The 19233-nt window shown below is 52.8% G+C and carries 16 protein-coding genes; 3 read left to right on the top strand and 13 right to left on the bottom strand.

Going from position 1 to position 19233, the window contains the following annotated elements; genetic code table 11:
* The first annotated feature begins 22 nt into the window (after nucleotides 1-22).
* A complete protein-coding gene (locus tag DFR42_RS18695; RefSeq protein ID WP_245937012.1) occupies nucleotides 23-2110 on the top strand; it encodes an esterase-like activity of phytase family protein in 2088 nt (695 codons plus the stop codon).
* A gap of 56 nt (nucleotides 2111-2166) precedes the next feature.
* On the opposite strand, the gene DFR42_RS18690 is transcribed toward DFR42_RS18695, so the two are convergent.
* Entirely contained in the window at nucleotides 2167-3051 is an 885-nt protein-coding gene (locus DFR42_RS18690; protein WP_110256589.1) for a LysR family transcriptional regulator, read from the bottom strand.
* A gap of 78 nt (nucleotides 3052-3129) precedes the next feature.
* Here DFR42_RS18690 and DFR42_RS18685 point away from each other — a divergent pair, with 78 nt between their 5' ends.
* Together DFR42_RS18685 and DFR42_RS18680 are read left to right on the top strand one after the other, a co-directional pair.
* Complete coding sequence (locus tag DFR42_RS18685) at nucleotides 3130-3558, top strand: DoxX family protein (protein ID WP_110256536.1); 429 nt, start codon at nucleotides 3130-3132, stop codon at nucleotides 3556-3558.
* Nucleotides 3559-3569: 11 nt separating this feature from the next.
* On the top strand, nucleotides 3570-4232 hold the full coding sequence (locus DFR42_RS18680) for a glutathione S-transferase family protein (protein ID WP_110256535.1): 663 nt from the start codon (nucleotides 3570-3572) through the stop codon (nucleotides 4230-4232).
* A gap of 43 nt (nucleotides 4233-4275) precedes the next feature.
* Here DFR42_RS18680 and DFR42_RS18675 read toward each other — a convergent pair whose 3' ends face one another.
* The 12 genes from DFR42_RS18675 to DFR42_RS18620 all read right to left on the bottom strand — a co-directional run bounded on the left by DFR42_RS18675 (nucleotide 4276) and on the right by DFR42_RS18620 (nucleotide 19223).
* Nucleotides 4276-6474 (bottom strand): S9 family peptidase, encoded by a 2199-nt coding sequence (locus DFR42_RS18675; RefSeq protein ID WP_170133575.1) that lies wholly within the window; start codon nucleotides 6472-6474, stop codon nucleotides 4276-4278.
* A 172-nt stretch (nucleotides 6475-6646) separates the two neighbouring features.
* Nucleotides 6647-7702 carry an AAA family ATPase gene (locus tag DFR42_RS18670; protein WP_110256533.1) on the bottom strand — a complete coding sequence of 352 codons (1056 nt, stop codon included), beginning with the start codon at nucleotides 7700-7702 and terminating at the stop codon, nucleotides 6647-6649.
* Entirely contained in the window at nucleotides 7699-8289 is a 591-nt protein-coding gene (gene pnuC / locus DFR42_RS18665) for a nicotinamide riboside transporter PnuC (protein ID WP_110256532.1), read from the bottom strand. Before pnuC ends, DFR42_RS18670 begins: the two co-directional genes overlap by 4 nt.
* Nucleotides 8286-9638 (bottom strand): AMP-binding protein, encoded by a 1353-nt coding sequence (locus tag DFR42_RS18660; protein WP_110256531.1) that lies wholly within the window; start codon nucleotides 9636-9638, stop codon nucleotides 8286-8288. Before DFR42_RS18660 ends, pnuC begins: the two co-directional genes overlap by 4 nt.
* Entirely contained in the window at nucleotides 9635-10222 is a 588-nt protein-coding gene (locus tag DFR42_RS18655; protein ID WP_110256530.1) for a hypothetical protein, read from the bottom strand. The genes DFR42_RS18660 and DFR42_RS18655 overlap by 4 nt, the downstream gene beginning before the upstream one ends.
* Nucleotides 10223-10232: 10 nt before the next feature.
* Complete coding sequence (locus tag DFR42_RS18650; protein WP_110256529.1) at nucleotides 10233-12068, bottom strand: vWA domain-containing protein; 1836 nt, start codon at nucleotides 12066-12068, stop codon at nucleotides 10233-10235.
* Nucleotides 12068-13087 carry a hypothetical protein gene (locus DFR42_RS18645; protein WP_110256528.1) on the bottom strand — a complete coding sequence of 340 codons (1020 nt, stop codon included), beginning with the start codon at nucleotides 13085-13087 and terminating at the stop codon, nucleotides 12068-12070. The genes DFR42_RS18650 and DFR42_RS18645 overlap by 1 nt, the downstream gene beginning before the upstream one ends.
* Nucleotides 13084-14664, bottom strand: a complete 1581-nt coding sequence (locus DFR42_RS18640) for an AAA family ATPase (RefSeq protein WP_110256527.1) — start codon at nucleotides 14662-14664, stop codon at nucleotides 13084-13086. The genes DFR42_RS18645 and DFR42_RS18640 overlap by 4 nt, the downstream gene beginning before the upstream one ends.
* A gap of 360 nt (nucleotides 14665-15024) precedes the next feature.
* Nucleotides 15025-15522, bottom strand: coding sequence for a Csu type fimbrial protein (locus tag DFR42_RS18635; RefSeq protein WP_110256526.1), 498 nt, complete (start codon nucleotides 15520-15522; stop codon nucleotides 15025-15027).
* Between the two features lie 235 nt (nucleotides 15523-15757).
* Nucleotides 15758-16225: a Csu type fimbrial protein gene (locus tag DFR42_RS18630; protein WP_110256588.1), complete on the bottom strand. Its 468-nt coding sequence runs from the start codon at nucleotides 16223-16225 to the stop codon at nucleotides 15758-15760.
* A 2-nt stretch (nucleotides 16226-16227) separates the two neighbouring features.
* Nucleotides 16228-18516, bottom strand: coding sequence for a fimbria/pilus outer membrane usher protein (locus DFR42_RS18625; RefSeq protein WP_110256525.1), 2289 nt, complete (start codon nucleotides 18514-18516; stop codon nucleotides 16228-16230).
* Entirely contained in the window at nucleotides 18513-19223 is a 711-nt protein-coding gene (locus DFR42_RS18620; protein WP_245937011.1) for a fimbrial biogenesis chaperone, read from the bottom strand. The genes DFR42_RS18625 and DFR42_RS18620 overlap by 4 nt, the downstream gene beginning before the upstream one ends.
* Between the last annotated feature and the right edge of the window lie 10 nt (nucleotides 19224-19233).

Here is a 19233-nt window from a genome sequence, read left to right as displayed (position 1 = left end):
ACTACTCAAAAGGTCATCTCAAATGAAGCAAAGTAGCAAAAACCTGATGCTGGGCATCAGTAGTCTGACTGCAGCCATGTTGCTTAGTGCCTGCGGCGGCGGTAGCAATAATACGCTCACCACTCCGGCCACGCCTACTCCGGTGAGTGGCGTATTCCTCGATGCCGCAGTTGAAGGCCTGGATTATTCCATCGCTGGCGGCAGCAAGCTCAGTACATCGGCCACCGGCGGTTTTAACTGCAACGTTGGTGATACAGTCGCCTTCTCAGTCGGCGGTATCGCCCTGGGTAATGCGCCTTGCGCAGCAACTGCTACACCATTGACCCTGGCCAATTCCAACAACGTCAAGGATGACAGCGTCGTCAACCGCCTGCTATTCCTGCAATTGCTGGATGAAGACAATGATGTTGCTACCGGCATCAAAATACCTGCTACAGTAAAGACTGCACTCGCTGGCCAGACGCTGGACTTCAATGCCACTGCTGCCAACTTCAATACAGCACTGACAGCAACTCTGGCCAAGCTGCCAGCGAATTACCAAAAACTCACTGTGGATGCAGACCGCCGCACCCTGGTACGCGAACATTTTGAAGACACCATGGCATCCAAGCTGGGCACACCTGTCGTTGATACTGTGACGCAAACCAACGCGCTGGGTACGGTCAGTGCCGCCGTCACGCGTTATCAGGTGCAGGCTGCTGATAATTTCTTTGTGCCGTATGAGGGTACGAATGCCGCAGTCAAGGCTGAATTCCCGAAAGGTTTCTTGCCGTCCTATGGCTCAGGCCTGACCTTCAAGGGCAAAGCCGCTGATGGTTCGCTTGAATTTTATGGCATCACCGACCGCGGCCCGAATGGCGATGGCCCCAAAGTGCCTAACTCTGTCGTCACTGCAGGTGCCACTGGTACCAGCGATGCCAAGTTCTTTCCTTCCCCCAGCTTTACACCTTCATTTGGCCTGATCAGCATAGGCAAGGATGGCGCGGTACTGAAATCCAGCACGCCCATCAAATTCAGCGCCACCATCAATGCATCTGGTCTGTCTATCGCGGCTGGCAAGCTTGGCTCTTCAGCAGAAGTACCTTTGAATGATGCAGCCAAGTTTGATGCCAGCAGCAAAACCACGTTCAGCGACTACGGCCTCGATACTGAATCCATCGTCTATGATGCAGCACGTGGTGTAGTCTGGGTGTCAGATGAATACGGTCCTTTCATTTTGAAGATTGATGTTGCCACCGGCATCATCCTGAAAAAATACCAGCCAGGCACAGGCGCAGCCGACCTGCCAGCCGTCTTGCTGAAACGCCGTGCCAACCGCGGCATGGAAGGCCTGTCACTGGAAGTCGCCACCGGCAAGCTGAATGGCTTTGTGCAAAGCCCTCTCGATGATGGCAAGGCCAATTACATCGTGCCCGGTGCAACTGCAGCGACCAGTGAAAGTATCAAGGACTACGCCAAGTTCAACCGCTGGGTAGAGTTTGACCCAACCACAGAAAAAACCAGGCTGTATGCCTACCCTATCGACAGCACACAATACACTGCAGGCAAGACAGGCAATGCCAAACTGGGTGATATGGTTTCGCTGGGTAATGGCAAATTCATCGTCATAGAACAGGGCACAGATGCGAACGGCAAGGCTTTCAACAAGCTGATGCTGGTACAGGTGCCCAGCAATGCGACCGATATCGCCAACATGGGTACGGACCTGGAAAAAAGCAGCATGACTGGTGCGGCAGTCAATGGTGTCAATTATGCTGACATCGTTTTGCTGAAGAAAACCCAGTTGTTTGATTTGAACAATGCAGGCTGGCTGGCAGAAAAAGCCGAAGGCCTGGCCCTGGTCGATGAAAACACCCTGGCACTGACGAATGATGATGACTTTGGCATGAAGACTGTGATCGTCGATCCTACAGGCGCTATCGTGGTTGGTGCGGACGTCACCAAATGTACGGTAGATGCCAATGGCGCCCTGACAACCACGGCTGGAGCACTCGGCTGTACCGCAGGCAATACCATGCGCGTAGCCCGTGGTGCAGATACTGAACGCCCTAACCGTATCTGGCTTTTCAAGTTCAGCAAAAAACTGTCCGACTTCAATATCCCTTCCTGATATTGTCTATAGCGATAGAAAGCCGCTGTGAGTGATCAAGCTCACGGCGGCTTTTTTCATTTCAAGACCATCTCTTGCGACAGGTAAGAATACACCGCCGACACCCGGCGCAAATGCCTGGCTTCGGTATGCGTGAGCAGCCACAACTCAGTCTGGCATTCATCCAGCACATCACTCAGTTGCACTACATCTTTACGGCCCTGAGCGAGAAATAGCGGCAAGATACCCAGGCCCAGGCCCTGCCCCACCAGCTCTGCCACGGTGAGTATGCTATTGACCTTGTAGGTCGCCTGCAGCTTTGGGAAATGCTTCTTGCGCCATACGACAGACGGATGTTCTGGCAAGGCATCGTCAGGGGCAATCCAGTGATGGCGCTGGGCAATGTCAGCATCAAAGTGCCTGATCTTGCTGGTCTTGCCTGCATACAAAGCCACACGTATCGGCCCCAGGTGCTTGCCTATCAAATGCTGCGGTGGCCGCTTGCTTGCCCGTATGGCAATGTCGGCATCGCGCCTGGTCAGGCTGGCGAGTTCATTGCCGGCATGCAGGTCCAGGCTCAACAAGGGATGCAGTAGTTGCAAGGGCTTTAATACTGGTGCCAGCAAGCCATGCAATATGGTGTCTGTCGTCGTGATGCGCACGGCTCCTGCAACCTGATCTGGCTGCATTTGCATGGCTGAACGGGCAGCTTCCAGCTGCGCTTCCATTTGCTCTGCATGCACTGCCAGTTCCTGCGCCAGCTCATTGGCCTGATAACCTGTACGCGAGCGTTCAAACAGGCGCTGACCCAGGCCTTTTTCCAGTTTTTGTATGCTGCGAAAGACGGTGGATGCATCCAGTGCCAGCCGTTCTCCCGCCTCAGCCAGCTTGCCGGTGCGTACCAGCGCCAGCACCACCTCAAGGTCAGCAGCATTTAGCTTGTATTGCGTTTTTGCATTCATAGTTTGCTCCATCGCCTATTTTCATTGCAAATGCGAAATCATATAGTAGCTCCATCAATCACTTTTTTGGAGAACAAAATGACTCATTCAAATCCCTCTGCAGACCAGGGCAGCAATGCCTACGGTATCACTTTGCTGCGCGTCAGCCTGGGCATCATGTGGATAGCCCACGCCCTGCTGAAGCTATTTGTATTTACCCTGCCCGGCACCGCGCAGTTTTTTACCAGCATAGGTTATCCGGGCTTTCTCGCTTACCCAGTGTTTGCGCTGGAATTACTCGGTGGCCTGGCACTGGTACTCGGCATCTACAGCCGTCAGGTTGCGCTGGCACTGGTGCCCATCATGGCGGTTGCCGCTACTGTGCATTTTGGCAATGGCTGGGTGCATACCAGTCCTAACGGTGGCTGGGAATATCCAGTGTTTCTGATCGTGACATCAATCGCGCTCTGGTTACTCGGTGATGGTGCCTTTGCCCTTCGTCGTAGCTCACGCTTTTCACTGGCATAAAGGGGAAAATCATGGGCAACAAATACACCCTGATCAGCCACAAGCTTTGCCCCTATGTGCAACGCGCGGCCATTACCCTCGCCGAGAAAGGTCTGGACTTTGAACGCATAGACATAGACCTGGCGAACAAGCCTGACTGGTTCCTGCAAGTGTCACCACTGGGCAAGACACCAGTGTTGCTGGTGGATGGACAAGCCATCTTTGATTCAGCAGTCATATGCGAATACCTGGATGAAACCACGCCACACCGCCTGCATCCGGAAGCTGCACTGGAAAGAGCGCAACACCGCGCCTGGATAGAATTTGCCTCAGCCACCCTGAATAACATAGGCGGTTTTTACAATGCCGCAGATGCGCAGATTTTGAATGCCAAAGCAGAGGAACTAAAAACGAAGTTTGCACAACTGGAAAAGCAGCTAGGCGATGGGCCTTATTTTTCAGGAGAAAATTTCAGTCTGGTGGATGCCGCATTTGCGCCAGTGTTCCGCTATTTTGATGTATTTGAACAGATAGCAGATTTTGAATTTTTTACTGACCTTCCCAAGCTAACAACGTGGCGGCAAACCTTGCAGGCACGGGCTTCAGTACAGGCTGCTGTCAGTGAAGACTACCCTGCTTTATTAAGCGCTTTCTTGCGTGCACGTCATTCTGCTTTATCAGCTTTGATGCAATAAAAAAAGTGCAGATTTTTCTGCACCTTTTTTACATCTCAAACAATCATAGATTATTTTTCAAGAATTCCCATTTGGCTTTTTGCAGTGACCACATGGTCCAGTCGCCACGCGGGCCATGGCCAGCACCCGGATACAATTGCAGGCTGTAATCCTTGCCATTCTTGATGAGTTCATCAATGAACATGATGGTATTTTGCGGGTGAACATTGTCATCCATGGTGCCATGCATGAGCATGATCTTGCCACTCAGGTCCTTGGCAGCTTTCAGCACACTGCCCTTGTCATAGCCTTCTGCATTGTCCTGTGGCAGGCCCATGTAGCGCTCGGTATACACGCTGTCATACAAGCGATAATCCGTGACTGGCGCACCGACGAAACCTATCTTCCATGCCTTGCTATGGGTCATCGCATAAGAAGTCATATAGCCACCATAGCTCCAGCCATTCAGGGCTATCCTGTCCATATCTGCCCAGCCCTGCTTGCGCAACCATTCCAGGCCATCAAGCTGGTCCTGCAATTCAAGCTGGCCCAGTTTTTTGTGTATCGGCCAGGCACTGGCAAGACCCTTGTTGCTGGCGCTGCGGTTATCCAGTACCCAGACGACATAGCCTTGCTGCGCCAGGAAATGGTGCCAGAGATTGCTGCTCCAGCGGTCAACGACTTGCGGTGCCATGGGGCCAGAGTACAGATGCTGGTAGACCGGGTATTTCTTTTTAGGATCAAAATCCGGTGGCAGGAACAGCAGGCTTTCCATGAGGAAGCCATCACGCGACTTGATTTGTTGTTGGGTGACTTTGCCCAGTTTCAGGCTTTGCATTTTTTCTGGCACACCTGTATCATCGACCAGTTTTTGCGATATACCTTCTGCATTGAATACGGCCTGCTTTGGTGCTTGTTTGAGACTGCTCCAGCTATCGATAAAATGCGTATAGGCACTATTCCAGCGTGCATTGTGGGTGCCTGATTCTGTCGTCAATCTTTGCAGCTTGCTGCCATCGAGATTGACTGCATACACATCATTGCCTATGGGGTTGCGTTCATTGGCTGCAAAAAACACTTTGCCTTTTGCTTCATCGACACCATAGACGCTGCGGATATCCCAGTCGCCTTTGGTGATTGCGCCCTTGAACTGATATTGCTGGTCATAGCGATACAGGTGATGGTGACCGGTACGATCAGATTCCCAGATAAAGCTGCCGTCTTTCAAGAATTGTGGCAAAGGCAGGCGCTCCACCCAGGCAGGGCTGCTCTCGCGCAGTAAATGCCTGCTGCGGTATTGCGCATCATACAGGCGCAAGTCCAGCCAGGTTTGCACGCGGTCTTGCCAGGATGCCAGCAACTTGCCATCTGGTGTCCAGCCCACCTGGACGATCAGGGTTTCCTTGCCTGCATAAGGGTTTTCAGTCCAGCTGGTTTTGCCGCTCATATCAACGACACCCAGTTTGACTTCAGGGTTAGGGTCACCGGCCTTGGGATAACGGGTGCGCTCGCTTTTGATGGGTTGCGCATGGTCACCGCTGAGGGTGTAGACCGGCACCTTGCTCTCATCAAAACTCAGGTAAGCGATTTTTTTGGAATCCGGTGCCCACCAGAATGCGCGCAAGTGGCCGCGGCCATAAATTTCTTCCGTATAGACCCAGTCCAGACGGCCATTGAAAATGGTTTCGCTACCGCCCGTGGTCAGGCGTTTTTCTGTGGCCGTGGCGAGGTCCGTCAGATAGATGTCATTACCCTTCAGGTAGGCGACCGATTGCAGGTCGGGCGAGAGGATGGCCTCATCTTCAGCCTGGTCCGGGGTATGGGTCAGCTCTTTGACTTTGCCCTGTTTCAGGTCCAGCAGCCACAAATCATTTTTATAGGTGAACAGATAAGATTTCAAGTCTGGCTTGAACTGCGGTGTCAGCTTGTCGACCTGGGCCTTGGCTTCTTTTTCTGGTATGCCTGCGGCTGTCATCAGGGCCAGGATATTGCCATCGGCAGCCAGGGCCTGTTTTTCCCAGCTGGCGGGATTAACGACAAATTGCTGGACTATGCCATCCTTGCTTTGCGTTTCTATCAAACGGTTTTGCGCATCCCAGACCAGGCGTGTCAGTGGTTTGGTATCGAATTTTTCTTTTTTTGTCGGGTGATACAGCATCTCAAGGCTGAGCATGCCGTCATGCGTCTGAGTTTGAGCCTGAGCCTGCGCTGCCGTCGCGATCAGCAAAAGCGGCAAGATGCCATGTGTGAAACGGATTTTCATGAATTCCCTCAATATTTTTATAATGGATATAGCAGCCAGAGTGTAGCGCCCTATCCTGACTAAGACTATTTCGCTTCCACACAGTTCACCGCAAGGCATTGAACAAGACAAAGCTCAGAAAAAAGCCCGCCTGCTTTAAAAATCTAAAGGCAAGCCTGTATTATGGTGATTTTTATTTGCCAGCCAGATATGCCATGACCTGAGACAGGCGCTGTTCTACGCTGCCACTGACGCATAAAAAGGGCAAGGCGCGCTGTGCCAGTTGCTGTTTATACCATTCCTGCTGATGCAGGCGGAAAGCCTGGTCCTGGCGTGTGCCATCCTGTATCAGGGGGATATCGATATCGCACAGGATGATGAAGTCATATGGCGTATTTGCCATGTCTTGCAAGGCGTCAGAAGCTTGTTCAAACATCGCCAGGCTATACAGCAGTGTCGTCAGTGGTGAAGTATCACAGACCAGCCACTGCTTTGCCTGGGTACGCAACTGATCTTCCAGCGCCAGCTGCCTCACCGCGATAGCTTGCATATCTTCAAATCCCAGTTGCCCCTGTTTTTCTACCCACAGCTCACGTCCGTACTCCGGCACCCACATTGTTTGCAAATGCCGGGCAAGTGCCGCGGCCAGGGTAGTCTTGCCACTGGACTCTGCCCCCAGCAGGCAAATCTTTCTGACGAAGCTGGCATACACATGTGGAGACAGATAGGCTTTATTGGCGTGGGGATCAAGGCGTACTCTGGTGCCAGAAACCGGCACAGTAATACGCTGCTGATCGAGCTTAATATGCCTTACCTCAGGCAGGTCAGGATCATGTTGCCGGAAGCGCTGTGTCAATACAGCAGCAAAGCCATCACCATAATCTTCGCTGGTGAAAACAACATCAACCGCAGTTTCCAGTAGCTCCAGGCATAACCAGGCGACGAACTGCCGGTGCATATCTTCAGCAGCATCATTGTGCGGAACTTCAGGGATCAGCTGGATACTGCGTTCACTACACAGGCGCTGCAAGATTGCATCATCGATGACCAGCCGCCGGATATCCGGGAAGGACAACGCCAGCCAGCGGTCACGCTCTGACGGGCCACATAAGGGAAACTCCGGCTTGGTATAACTGATCACCAGCAAATCTTCACATGCCGCAATTGCCTGTTCTATGAGGTATTCATGCCCCTTATGCAAAGGACAAAACTTACCGACGATCAAACCACGTTGAAATGATTTACTCATCTGGCCTCGGCCACAAAAGCAATGGACTGATCACTGTTCAGGTTTTTTCGCCATGCCAGCCAGGACACAATGGCATTGATCCAGTAAGCCGCATACAGGAAAGCCGTCAGATACAATTCTCGGCTGGCATACAGGGGCACGGCGATGGTATTCACCAGCAGCCAAAACACCCAGGTTTCCATACGTCTTTGCATCAATAGTATTTGCGCAATGATGCTGAAAACCAGCACCGCAGAATCAACAAAGGGGGCATAAGCCTTGGTCCAGTAATAGAGGAGTGCCCCATAAGCCAGCGTCGCCAGCAAACCCACAGGGACAGACCAGAGATAACTGGCCTTGCCAGCCCTGGAAATTGGCAGAGGCGTGCCATTGCGCCCTTTCTGCCACTGCCACCAGCCTGTGATGCTGGTGATGATAAAAAACAATTGCAGCAATACATCGGCATACAACAAGGCGTGGCCAAATACCAGGGCAAACAGGATACTGCCTATGATGCCTGTCCACCAAGTGTGTACGCTATTACGTCCTGCCAGAATGATGGAGGCAGTGGTGACTGCATTGGCAGATAATTCTAAAGCTGAAATCAAGGGTAAGCGCCTTCCAGGTCGGATGTGTATTGCAGTATTTTATTATCGGTCGTGATCGTTTCTACCGTCAGTTGCCGGATATCGAACAAGCCTGCCAGCGCCTGCCTTGCATCTTCAGCGAGATGCATGACGGAAGCTGCCAGCCGTATGACGCTGCTGCCATCTGCACGCTGATGAAAACCATATTGCGGTAGTGGCAAAGCCTGTAATGCATGGGTGATATCGATATTATTGACCCAGGCACCAGCCCTGGTTTGAAACCGGACGGGTGAACGGCCAGCCAGGTCCAGCAGCATGGGGCCTTTGACACTGGTCGTCATGGCAGCAAAATCCCCGGTACGGTAACGCAGCAGCGGCATGCAGAAATTGAAGCCCCCAGACAGGCAAATTTCACCTCGCTGGCCCGCTGCCACAGGTTGACCATCGCTATCGAGTATCTCTACATATAATTCTGGCTGCAATAGCAAATGACCACCAACAGCGGCATCATACACAGCCACAGGCCCGACTTCATTGAGAGAATAGATATCCAGCACAGGACAGCGAAAGCGCGTCTCCAGCATCTGGCGCATGCCAGTTGACATGGCCATGGATACCGAGATCAGGGCGCGCGGCAAATTTGTCAGTTCCAGCTTTGCCAGTTCGGCAAATGAGAGCGGGTCACCGGTCATGACTTCTGGTGCCAGCGCATCCAGATAGCGCGCGCGGTCCTCAGGTTTGCGCCAGTCATCCACATGCAAATTGATCTTGGCCAGGCCAGAATCATCCATGGTGGGTGTCACTGAGGTATAGGTAAAACAGCGTTGCTGGAAACCCACCAGTACCACGCCGACTTGCCCGCGTCCGTGTCGTAGCGTGATGCCATTCAGCAGCAAAGCCCGTTTGTGGAAAGTAAGGTAACGTGCCGCCACGACAGGATGGGAAGCGATGAGCATGGGGTGACCAGTCGTGCCCGTGGTGCGGAAATTGATGAGCCTTTCCAGGGGCACAGTATCAGGCACAAAGGCAGCTATGTCTGCTGCCAGGTCGGCACGGTTGACAGGCGGTATGTCTGCAAATTTCGCAGGAGCAGAACCCAGTGCCCGGTAATACGGGACATGGGTAAATACATGTGCAATGAATTGTCTGAGCCAGTCAGGTATCAGTTCCTGGCTCCATGTGATAGGCTGGTCTACATGCTTTTTTTCAAACTCACGCAGTTCTGCCACTTCATGGTCAAGCAGGCGGTTACCGCTCTGATTGCGGAAGGTCGGAGCAAATGGATGCTCGGCCATGAAATCCAGCATGGCCTTGCCATGTCCGGACAAGGTCGGATAATTGCTGATCTCTTTTGATGTACCCAGGCTCATTCACGCGTCCACTTGTCCGCAGATTCTTCTGCCGCTTTCTTCGCCAGCGCTTCACGTATGGCACGTGCACGCTGTTCCGCTGCGCGACTGGCTTCGACAAGGCGGCGGCGCTCCATGCCGCTGATGCTGGATAATCTGTCTGTTGCCTGCGCCAGGCTTTCGCCCTCAGGCCGGTAATTCAAGCGCGCCAGCACTACCCTGGCGAGTTCTTCTCGCCTGTCGGGGTCACTGGTAAATTTATGCGCGGCAGTGGCTGCTGCCAGTTCAGCCACGGTCTGCTCAAGTATGCTCATGAACTGTGCCGCTGGCAAAGCTGCCCTGATAAACCATTCATCTGCCAGCAACCAGGTCGTAATCATGGTCAGAGCCAGGCGGTTTCTGTCTTTACCGGCATCCATGCCATCAAATCTTTCCAGATTATCCAGCGGCGTTGCATTACCCAGCATGCGCATCACGTCGTTAACCAGTGCTGCCACGGCGACGCCTTTATTGTTTTTCGCCATGCGCGGTTCATCAAGGAAATCTGGCGGTATGTTTGCCAGCCTGTGCGTCAGGGTTTCCAGTATGGGGCCTATGTTATCCATGCTTTTTTGCTTACCTCAGATAATGTTGCTGACTGAAAACGCGGGCGAATTCCATCAGTTGCTCGAAGCCGGTAATGGCATGGATATGCCAGCCCTGTTCATCGCGGGCACGCTTGAGGTCTTGTGGCACCTGTGTATAGTATCTGGATTCTTTTTCCCAGTCTGATGGCAAATTCAGGGCCATGCTGCCACCGGCACGTCCTTTTTCCAGAGCCATGGCGGAGATATCCCAGCCATCATTGCCGCGCTCATCCTTATCGAACATGGTGGTAATACCATCGTCGGAAATCATCAGTATATGCACAGCTCTGTCCTCCGGTTTTCTATTGGCAAAGGTGTCGCGCATACGTGGTATGGGGAAGCAAGTTGCACCGCCAAAAAAACCGGTCAGCACACTGAGTATTTCTGCATCGTCGCGCACAAAGCCATTGGTTTGCAGGGTCTGGTTCTTGCCACTCCACAAAGTCACCTGTACACGCGAACCTGCGCGCAAGGCTGACATGGCGATGATGGCACCCGCCAGTGTCAGGTAGGAGGTATGTGTCTGCGGGTTGGGCATGGAACCGGAACTATCTACATACATGTCCAGGTCTACCGGTATATGTCCGGGATCTTTACCCTGCTCGTTGCCGTAAGCGCGCTTTACCGTGGTCAGGCCAGGGATGGGGCGTGGCGACTGTAGCAAAGTCTGCAGCCAGTCTATCTCATCAAAGGGTTCGCCTATATCCCATTGTTCCAGCCCTTCCAGTTGCGGTTCTGGTGACAGCGGCCTGGGTCGCTTGGGGAAAGGCACCAGATGTGGCAAGGCGCGTTCACGGTAATAGCGTATGGCAATTTCATGATCCGACATCTGTATGCCTGCGGCCCTGAGGATTTCGCCATATTCATAAGGCTCGCGGGTTTGTCCTGATGATGAGGATGCCGTGTTTTCATCTGGCTGCGTCCTGACTTCATCGACACCTGATACCAGCGGGTCATTGGCCGGGTGGATGGCACCATCGATTTCATCCGCCTCTATCTCCTGTGCTCCTATGGGTTCACAACCGGCTGCGGCATCTTTGGTGTCATGTAAATGTGCAAGCGCTTGCTGGCTGGCACTGGCTTCATTATCGGCAATCAGATAGGGCAACAACAGCGTGGCAAACTTGCCTGCGCCATGCATCCAGTCACCTGCATACACGCGTATCAGACGAGCGCCCAGCCAGGCGTCGGTATCCATTTCTGTGCTGACTTCTTTGGTGGGGATCAGGCTGCCTTTTTGCAGTTTCCATAATTGCTCATAGATGCGCATGTATAGCGCCCAGACCTGGCTGGCAGTTGCGGCATTGTCGCCCTGGTCTTTGCCATCCTTGTCTTTACCATCTTGTGCCAGACGCAGATAAATATCGGCCATGCGCAAACCTGCCTGTCTGTGCAACCTGTCATTGATATACAGGTCGGTGTACAGATTGGCGACCATGGGAGCAAATTTTTCCAGCGTGGGCAAGGCGCGGCGTATCCGGGCCAGCAGGCGAAATTGTTCAGTGACACTGCCCGGCGCAAAAACATGATGGCCGACTTCATGCGCCAGAATTTCCACGGCATAGTCTTGCAAACCCAAATGCTGTATGCCTTCCAGATCGACCACCACGCTTTGATCAGACAAACGTATCATGGCAAAGCTGCCGCTCAGGCCCTCTTGCGAGGCGGCAAGACGGCTTTCACACAATAGAGGCTCATGCAGGCGCGTGAACCTGCTCCAGGCCGCCAGTGCCTGTGGCCAGGCTGCCTGCCATGCAGCGAGTAGTGTCTGCTGAACTGCAGTTTGCTGAGCTGCAGTCTGCTGATCTGTGGATGGCGTATTCATTACAGTGGATACAGGCTGATGCCATAAGTATACGGTGAACTGACAGCGACCGTATGCAGATTGCAGGTCAGGGCCAATTCTTTGACTGGCAAGTTCAGGACATGTTTGCCACGCCTGGTTTGCAGGATATTGCCCTGGCAACTGACACCGGTTGCCCCAGCCGTAATATCCAGCACTGCGCCATGCTCAAACTCATCCTTGCTGGATGGATGCAAGACTGCGCCGTAAACATCGGCCATCAGCAAGAAATAGCGGTCAGCACTTTTTACCCAAAAGCCATATTCACAGGCACGCAATTCTGGTGGCGCAGGGAAGGCGCCGCCGAAACCGGTGAACTGGCCTGTGGTCATGCCCTGCCCTGTCGTATAGCTGTACTTAATCCTGGCCGCAGTATCAGGGCACCACCATGGGTCTTGCTGCATCTGTTTTTTTATTTGTGACCATTCGCTACCTGGGTCTGCACCCAGCAATTGCAATAACAAGGCTGGTGGTAAAGTATCGGCGATGGCCATGGCACCATCCCTGAAATGTGCCATGCCAGCACGCCATGCCAGTATCTGCCCGGTGGCCTGCAAGGCTGCCAGGCTGGTGATTTGCGGCGCGATGTGTTTCATTTCCTCCTGCCACTGATCGATTCTTGCGCTCGAAGTTTTTTCTATATTCAGTGCGGCATTGGTCAGCAGGGCAATTACTTCTGTTGGCGCATTCACCAGGATGTGGACATAGGCTGGCAACAAGTCTTGCCATACGCGATCAACAACCTTGCTGCGCGCACCGGCCCCAGTCAAAGCCTGGCCAACCAGATCCAGCGTAATATCGTAGGCAGTCAGTGCAATGACGGCCAGCCTGTCTGGCATATGCGCAGTGACGGCTTGCATGACGGGGGCCACGCTGCCTTGCAAAAAATCAGCGAGAGCCTGCACATCAAAAGCGGGATAACGCCGCCTGGCTTCAACTACCCTGGCATTGAACTGGCTGCGTCCTGCTGCCAGTACCTGAGCAAATGGTCCGGATATCATTGAGAGCGCAGCCACTTGAGATAATTGGTATAGCGCTGATGCAGGTATTTCAGCTTGAGTAAATCATCATATAAATGGCCATATAATTTACGACCTTTGACGCGATCACCGATCAGGCGTTCTATCCTCATCAGCCTGGCCCTGGTATCGCGTTCGCTGACATCATTCAGGCCTTGCGCGAATTCTGCCGCCAGCTCTCCTACCGGGTCATCCCTGTCCAGATCAAGGCGATTGAATTCATCATTCGAGAGATCAAACAGGCGGCGCAACCAGCCCAGACGGTCAGTCTTGTAGGCGGCATTTTCCGGACGCGAGAAAAATGGCGCATCGATATCGGGATGCAGTTTATCCAGCAAAACAAAGGGCAAAACCTGGCGCAGGTCATCCAGCTCCACACTTTTATTGCCACGGAAATAAGCCAGCGATTTGGCGAAAATCAGCAAGGTCATGAGATTACGCACCGATACGCCATTCATGGTCTGGCAACCCAGGTCCTTGAGGCGGTCGCGGCCATTGTCTGCGGCTACGAGCTGGCCCCAGTCCATGCCGGATAAACGTGCAGTGTCCTTGGTCATGTACTCAAACTGGGCACCAGCGGTTTCAAACAATTCAAACTGACTGCAAAAGAATTCCAGCCTGTGCCTTACTTCTGGCGGCACTTCTATCTGGCGGATTTCTTCGGCGGCACGGTCCACTTCTTTTTCGGTGAAGATCAATTCACGCGGCATCAGTTCTTCTGGCCGTATATTTTCTTCTATGCGCACCAGCAAGTCGTTCAGGAAACGCGGGTTGAAAGCCAGTGCCTGCACGGTCACATCTATGCGGTCACGCAGGGCATCTATCACCTGATAAGTGCCACCACCCTGGTCATCATTCGCCGTCAGATACCAGGCTGACTCGGGGCATTCAAAAATCTGTCCCAGTACCTCGGCATAATTGTCGCCCATCACGGTCAGCAAGGCGCTTTGCGTGCGGGTGGGAATGCGGTTATATTCATCGACGATCTTGACACGCATGCCCAGCCATTTGCGCCAGGCGATGCGGATATCATCCATATTCTGCGCTGCCATCAAATCTGCTGGCAAAGGATTACCCAGCAGATCGGCTATCGTCATTTGTGGATGACCATGCTGCATGGCACGGCGTACATCGCGCACAGGTGCACCAGATAGTACGCCCATCAGGATAGCACTGGCCGTCTTGCCGCGCCCTGGCCCGCCAACGAAGAGGCATTTTTTGCGGGTAACAAAAGTCAGCAGCGGCAACAGGATAAAGCTGGAATAACTTTGCGCTGATGGCAGCGTCAAAGTGCGCTTGCTGTCGCCTACCGCATAAGTCTGGCTGGGGCCTTCGTTATATTCAATATCATAGTGCGGGCTGATGATGGCGTTATTGACTATCCAGAAGTAAGCCTGGCGCAATTTTTCATCAAGAGCCTGTTCACCTGCCACCGCTGCTGTACTGCTTTGCACCGGCCCCTGGTACAGGGACGCCACATCAAACTGCCGTGGCTTGACCACAGGCTTGGGATTGGTGGGTGCTTGCGAAATGCGGTTGAAGATATTAAATGGCGACATCAGGGTTTTCCAGGTGTTTATTTAATGAGTGTCCAGCATTTTTCCATACAAAGACTTGTATGTGACAAAAATGCTTCAGGATGTCATTTTAAACATGCGAGAAAAAAATGGCGAATGCAAAGAGTGTAAGCAAGTGTGATGGCAGCCAGAAAGGCTCATGCCGTATCATCAAGCTAAAAGTAGGGGTACAGGGAGAATGAGGGAAGGCTGGGGAAACAGAAAATGCAGAATAAAGGCGGATACAAGCTGGTTTCATTTCTGTTTGATTTGGCCAGTTTCACTTGTTTTGCTGACTGACCCTTAGCCGGGGGTCAGTCAGTAGCAGAATGTCTGCCAGGAAACCAGACGAAGCCTCAAAGCTTAATAAGTCAGTGTGATCGTAACGCTATCGCTATAGACGCCAGCATCAGCAATTTGGCCACTGGGTACACGGCCATATACTGAGACAGACTGCGCAGCGCCTGTACCGGTACCAAGCAGGGTATCAGTGCCGACTGTATTACCCCAGACTACGCTGCGGCCAGAATCTTTGTACAAAGAATAATTCAGCGTGCCGCTGACCGAACCGGTCATTTTCCTGACAGCAGTAGATGCACCAGACCCACCGCCTGCATCCATGCCGATATTGTAGGCAGTGCCATTGGTGCAGGTGATGCTGATGGCTGCACTATTATCGATCTGGGTTGCTGTATAGCTGCCGAAAGCCATAGACGCACCGGTGACCGAGCATGCTGACAGTACTGTAGATGATACTGACAGTGTGCCAGTAGAAGTGGCGGCGAAGCCGTTTGCTGTTGTGCACAGGCACAATACTGTCAGCAGTTTGGCGATTTGGCGGCGGTTGTTGGCGTTGAACATGATATTTTCCTCTGGCTATACTATTGGGCTGGTGTCTGGCTTGTGTCTGGTTTGTATCTAGTTTTGAGCTTGTTTTTTCAAGAATCTGAATAACTTTGCTGTGACTAAACTTTATGCCATGCAAGCTTGCCTTGATATCAGGGGAAACCTGAGTTTTGGTTTTTTCAACTAAGGGTTTTCCTGATGAAAAAAACACATCTTTCCATAATGCTCGCTTTTTTACCCTCGCATATAGCTAATAAGTTAACAATATGGTGACAGTATCGAGGTAACTACCTGCCTTGACGTTCTGTTTGGCAGTGATGCGCCCATAGACAGAATAATTCTTGACGACTGGTACGACCACATTGAGCAGGTAACCATCGCTGACGATACCGGAACCCGCCGTGCCGTCACCCCAGACCGTCGTGCGCCCGGCATTGCTGTATAGCTGATAAGCCAGTTGTGAACTGCCACTGGTCATCAGCCGTGACGAAATAGTGCCCGTCATGCCGGCATTGAGTTTGACGGTGTAACTGACGAGTACCGATACCAGCGCATTGCAGGTCACAGTCACTGTGCTGCTGATATCGGAAGGTGTGTTCGAGAATGGGTCATAATTACTGAAGGCCACAGGCAGTGCCGAGACAGTACAGGTCAGTGCCTGCGCCTGCTGGCTGGCAGCCAGCATCAAGATAAAGAATAGTTTGCAAAGATGGCGCATGATCATTTACAGGTAAGTGGGCCTATGACAGGTATGGTTTCGTTTTGCGGAATGCTGCCAGGATCGAGACGGCATACTGCGCCACTGGCTGTGATGATTTCCAGCGTGCCTTCAATTTGCAATTCAGGGAAATAAGTTTCGCCGTCATAGCCAACGATGGCCGTGTGCCCGCCCTGCTTGAGTTTCACGGTACTGCCTACTGCCAGGAATTTACCCTCGCTATCCTTCAGGATGATGCGTACACCCAGGCTCTTGGCAAGTTTAAAGCGCACGACCACGCCGTTGCGGTCTTGTGGCTTGATGGTGAATTCCGAAGCGCCTACCTGTACATCCAGTGGCAAGTCCCTGAGGTCCAGGGAAATCTTGTTGGCTTCATAGGCACGCAAATCAGGGATCAGTAATTTCCCGCGCTGGTCCGTCCTGCCCACCAGGCGGTTTTCAGCGTAGACGGCAACATTGCTGACGCCATTGGTATCGACTACCGCAAAGCTGTCATCCACCCAGTTGGACAAAAACAGGGAATTGTCTGCCCATACCAGTGCGCCGCGCACATTGGCGCGCTGGCTCAATAAATTGCCATTTTGCGCCACTGCAAAACTGGCGCGCGCTGCATTGGAACGGTAAGAAAATTCAGCCAGCCTCTGCGTAAAGTCGCCTTCATTATCCTGCAACTGCCAGCCTATATCTCCAACGAGATTGGCCGGGCGGGAAGCCTGCAGAGAAAAATTGCGCAAGCCACTACCGGATGTATAGGTGCTGCTGACACTGTCTTTCTCGCCCAGTGCCATTAGCAAGCCTACGGTTAAACCATAGCTGTGATCAGTACGGTTCTTGTATCCTGTCAGGAAAAAATTGGTACGGTTGAACAGGGACTTGAAGTAAGAAAAAGAAATGATGTCAGCATCCAGCGGCCTTAGCTCTGGCATGCTTTCTGTGCCTGGCAAAGTGGTCCTGGCAGAGGTATAAGCCAGATTGAAGGAACCATATTTTTGCGAGTACAAGCCCATGCTCATGGTCAGCAGCGAGCGTGGGACGGGTATGCCAAACATGGCACCGATGTCGCGATAATGCCGGTCAGCCTGGGTCTTGGAAATAGAGAAACTGGCATTCGCAGCCCGCCTTTCAAACCCCAGCAGATATTGCCTGCCCAGATTGTCTGCCGTTGCACTGCCACTGACTGCAGCACTGAGCACACCCCATTCGTGGAACGCGCTGGTCGCCCCTATGCCAGCCTGACGCAGGCCTGATGTCGCTTCTGCATGCCCTTCTATCGTCACCGTGGGTGACCAGCCGTAGCGCACTGAAGCTGAGGTGGCCGCACCGCCATAATCACTGCTCTGCAAGCCGTAATTTTTGCGTATGGAACCAGCTTCTATGGAGTAAGACAGCAAGCCATCGCGCAATAATTTTTCACTGGCGTAAAACGGGATATTCCTGAATGTCTGGCGACCCAGCGCATCCGTCACGGCGATGGACATGGTGCCTGCGCCAGTCGCGACAGGTGGACGACGTATCTCAAAAGGCCCGGGTGGCACGGTCTCGGACAACTGGCGTATGCCATTGAGGAACAGGTCAACATTCGATGCCACCACCGCTTCGCCGCGCAAATCCGGGGTGGGGAAAGTCACCAGGTCAGGACGCAGGGCGAAGTCTGTCGATAGCTGTATCCCACCCATGCGCACTGGCCTTGACCATGGCAAACCATTGCTGATGAAGTCGCCAAGCCGGTAGCGCTGCAAGCTATTGGGATTGGAGTAAGTGTAAGTGCTGTCCAGACGCAGGGAATTTGTTTTACCTTCGTGTGCATAGGTCAGACCGGTACTGCTGAAAACATGAGGACCGTAAAAAGCCCTGGCCTCGGCCAGCGCACTGACAGCCTTGCTGCCGCCGCTCTGGGACGCCAGTACATCATAATTGAGTAAGGCCCCAGGATATTTGTCTGCCAGGGCAACGGTTTCGCTTTCTGATGTGGCCGTATTCAATTGGGTGGTGTTGAGCAGATCTGGCCGCACCCGGATACTGATTTTTTGCGCGGCCATATCAAGTTGAAAGTCTTCTGCAATACTGGATAAATCAACTTGCTCTTTCGATGTCGTATTCAGGCGCAAACCGGCGGACTGCAATTCATCGGGGCTGACAAACAGCTTGCCCGCCCTTCTGGTAAATTGCAGCACAGTCTGGGTTTGACGCCCGTTCACGCTCACCTCCAGCAATAATATCTCGTCTGCTGGCGCAGCTTCAGGCTGACCCGCCAGGCAAAAGAATATGGCACACACGGCCAATAATCTCATGGCGATACTGTGGTTTCCACTTCGACAGGCCCGGTATCGGCTGTCGCATATATTTTCACGGGCAACCCGGCCTTGAGTCCGGCACTGGATTCAAATTCATAGCGTCGTTTGGCACCCGCCAGAGCATAAGGGTTGGCGGCCACCTTGGGCACCAGGCGTTTTCCATCTGGCAGGGCGAGACTGAGATTGAGCAGCTTGGTTCTTTGCCCACCCTGGTTTTCCACAACGATGGCCTGTTTGCCACCGGCTTCAACCTTCCAGTTTATTTTCGCTGCCTGCATTTTTTCAGGCTGGAAAAACACGGGCATGGAAATTCGGAACTTGAACGCAACTGCGGCCTGTTCCTTGCCAGGAAGTTCATCGATCAACAGGCGATAGGCCAGCTCGACCTTGCTGGACAGCGGCTTGCGCGAGATGACGCGTATCACCTGAGCAGCGCCTGGCTCTATGCTGAACATGGGGGGGCTGATCAGCAGGGCTTCTGTGCTGTTGAGCTGGTCGTCATTCTCAAGCTGCGTCCATTCATAGCCACGAACCTGAAGGGAAACCGGATGATCATCCTTGTTGACGATGCGTATGACACCAGCATTACGGTTCATGCTCAATTCCAGCACGACCGGGGCAATTTCAAAATTGGAGGCATGGGCAGGTAAGCTTCCTGCCAGGAAACCTAGGCCTATCATTAAAACACATGCATAAGGAAACATGACGTCTCCT

Source organism: Undibacterium pigrum (assembly GCF_003201815.1).
In the GTDB taxonomy this organism is placed as follows: domain Bacteria; phylum Pseudomonadota; class Gammaproteobacteria; order Burkholderiales; family Burkholderiaceae_D; genus Undibacterium; species Undibacterium pigrum.
Note: the sequence above shows the minus strand (reverse complement) of the source record. Positions and strands in the feature narration are given on the sequence as shown.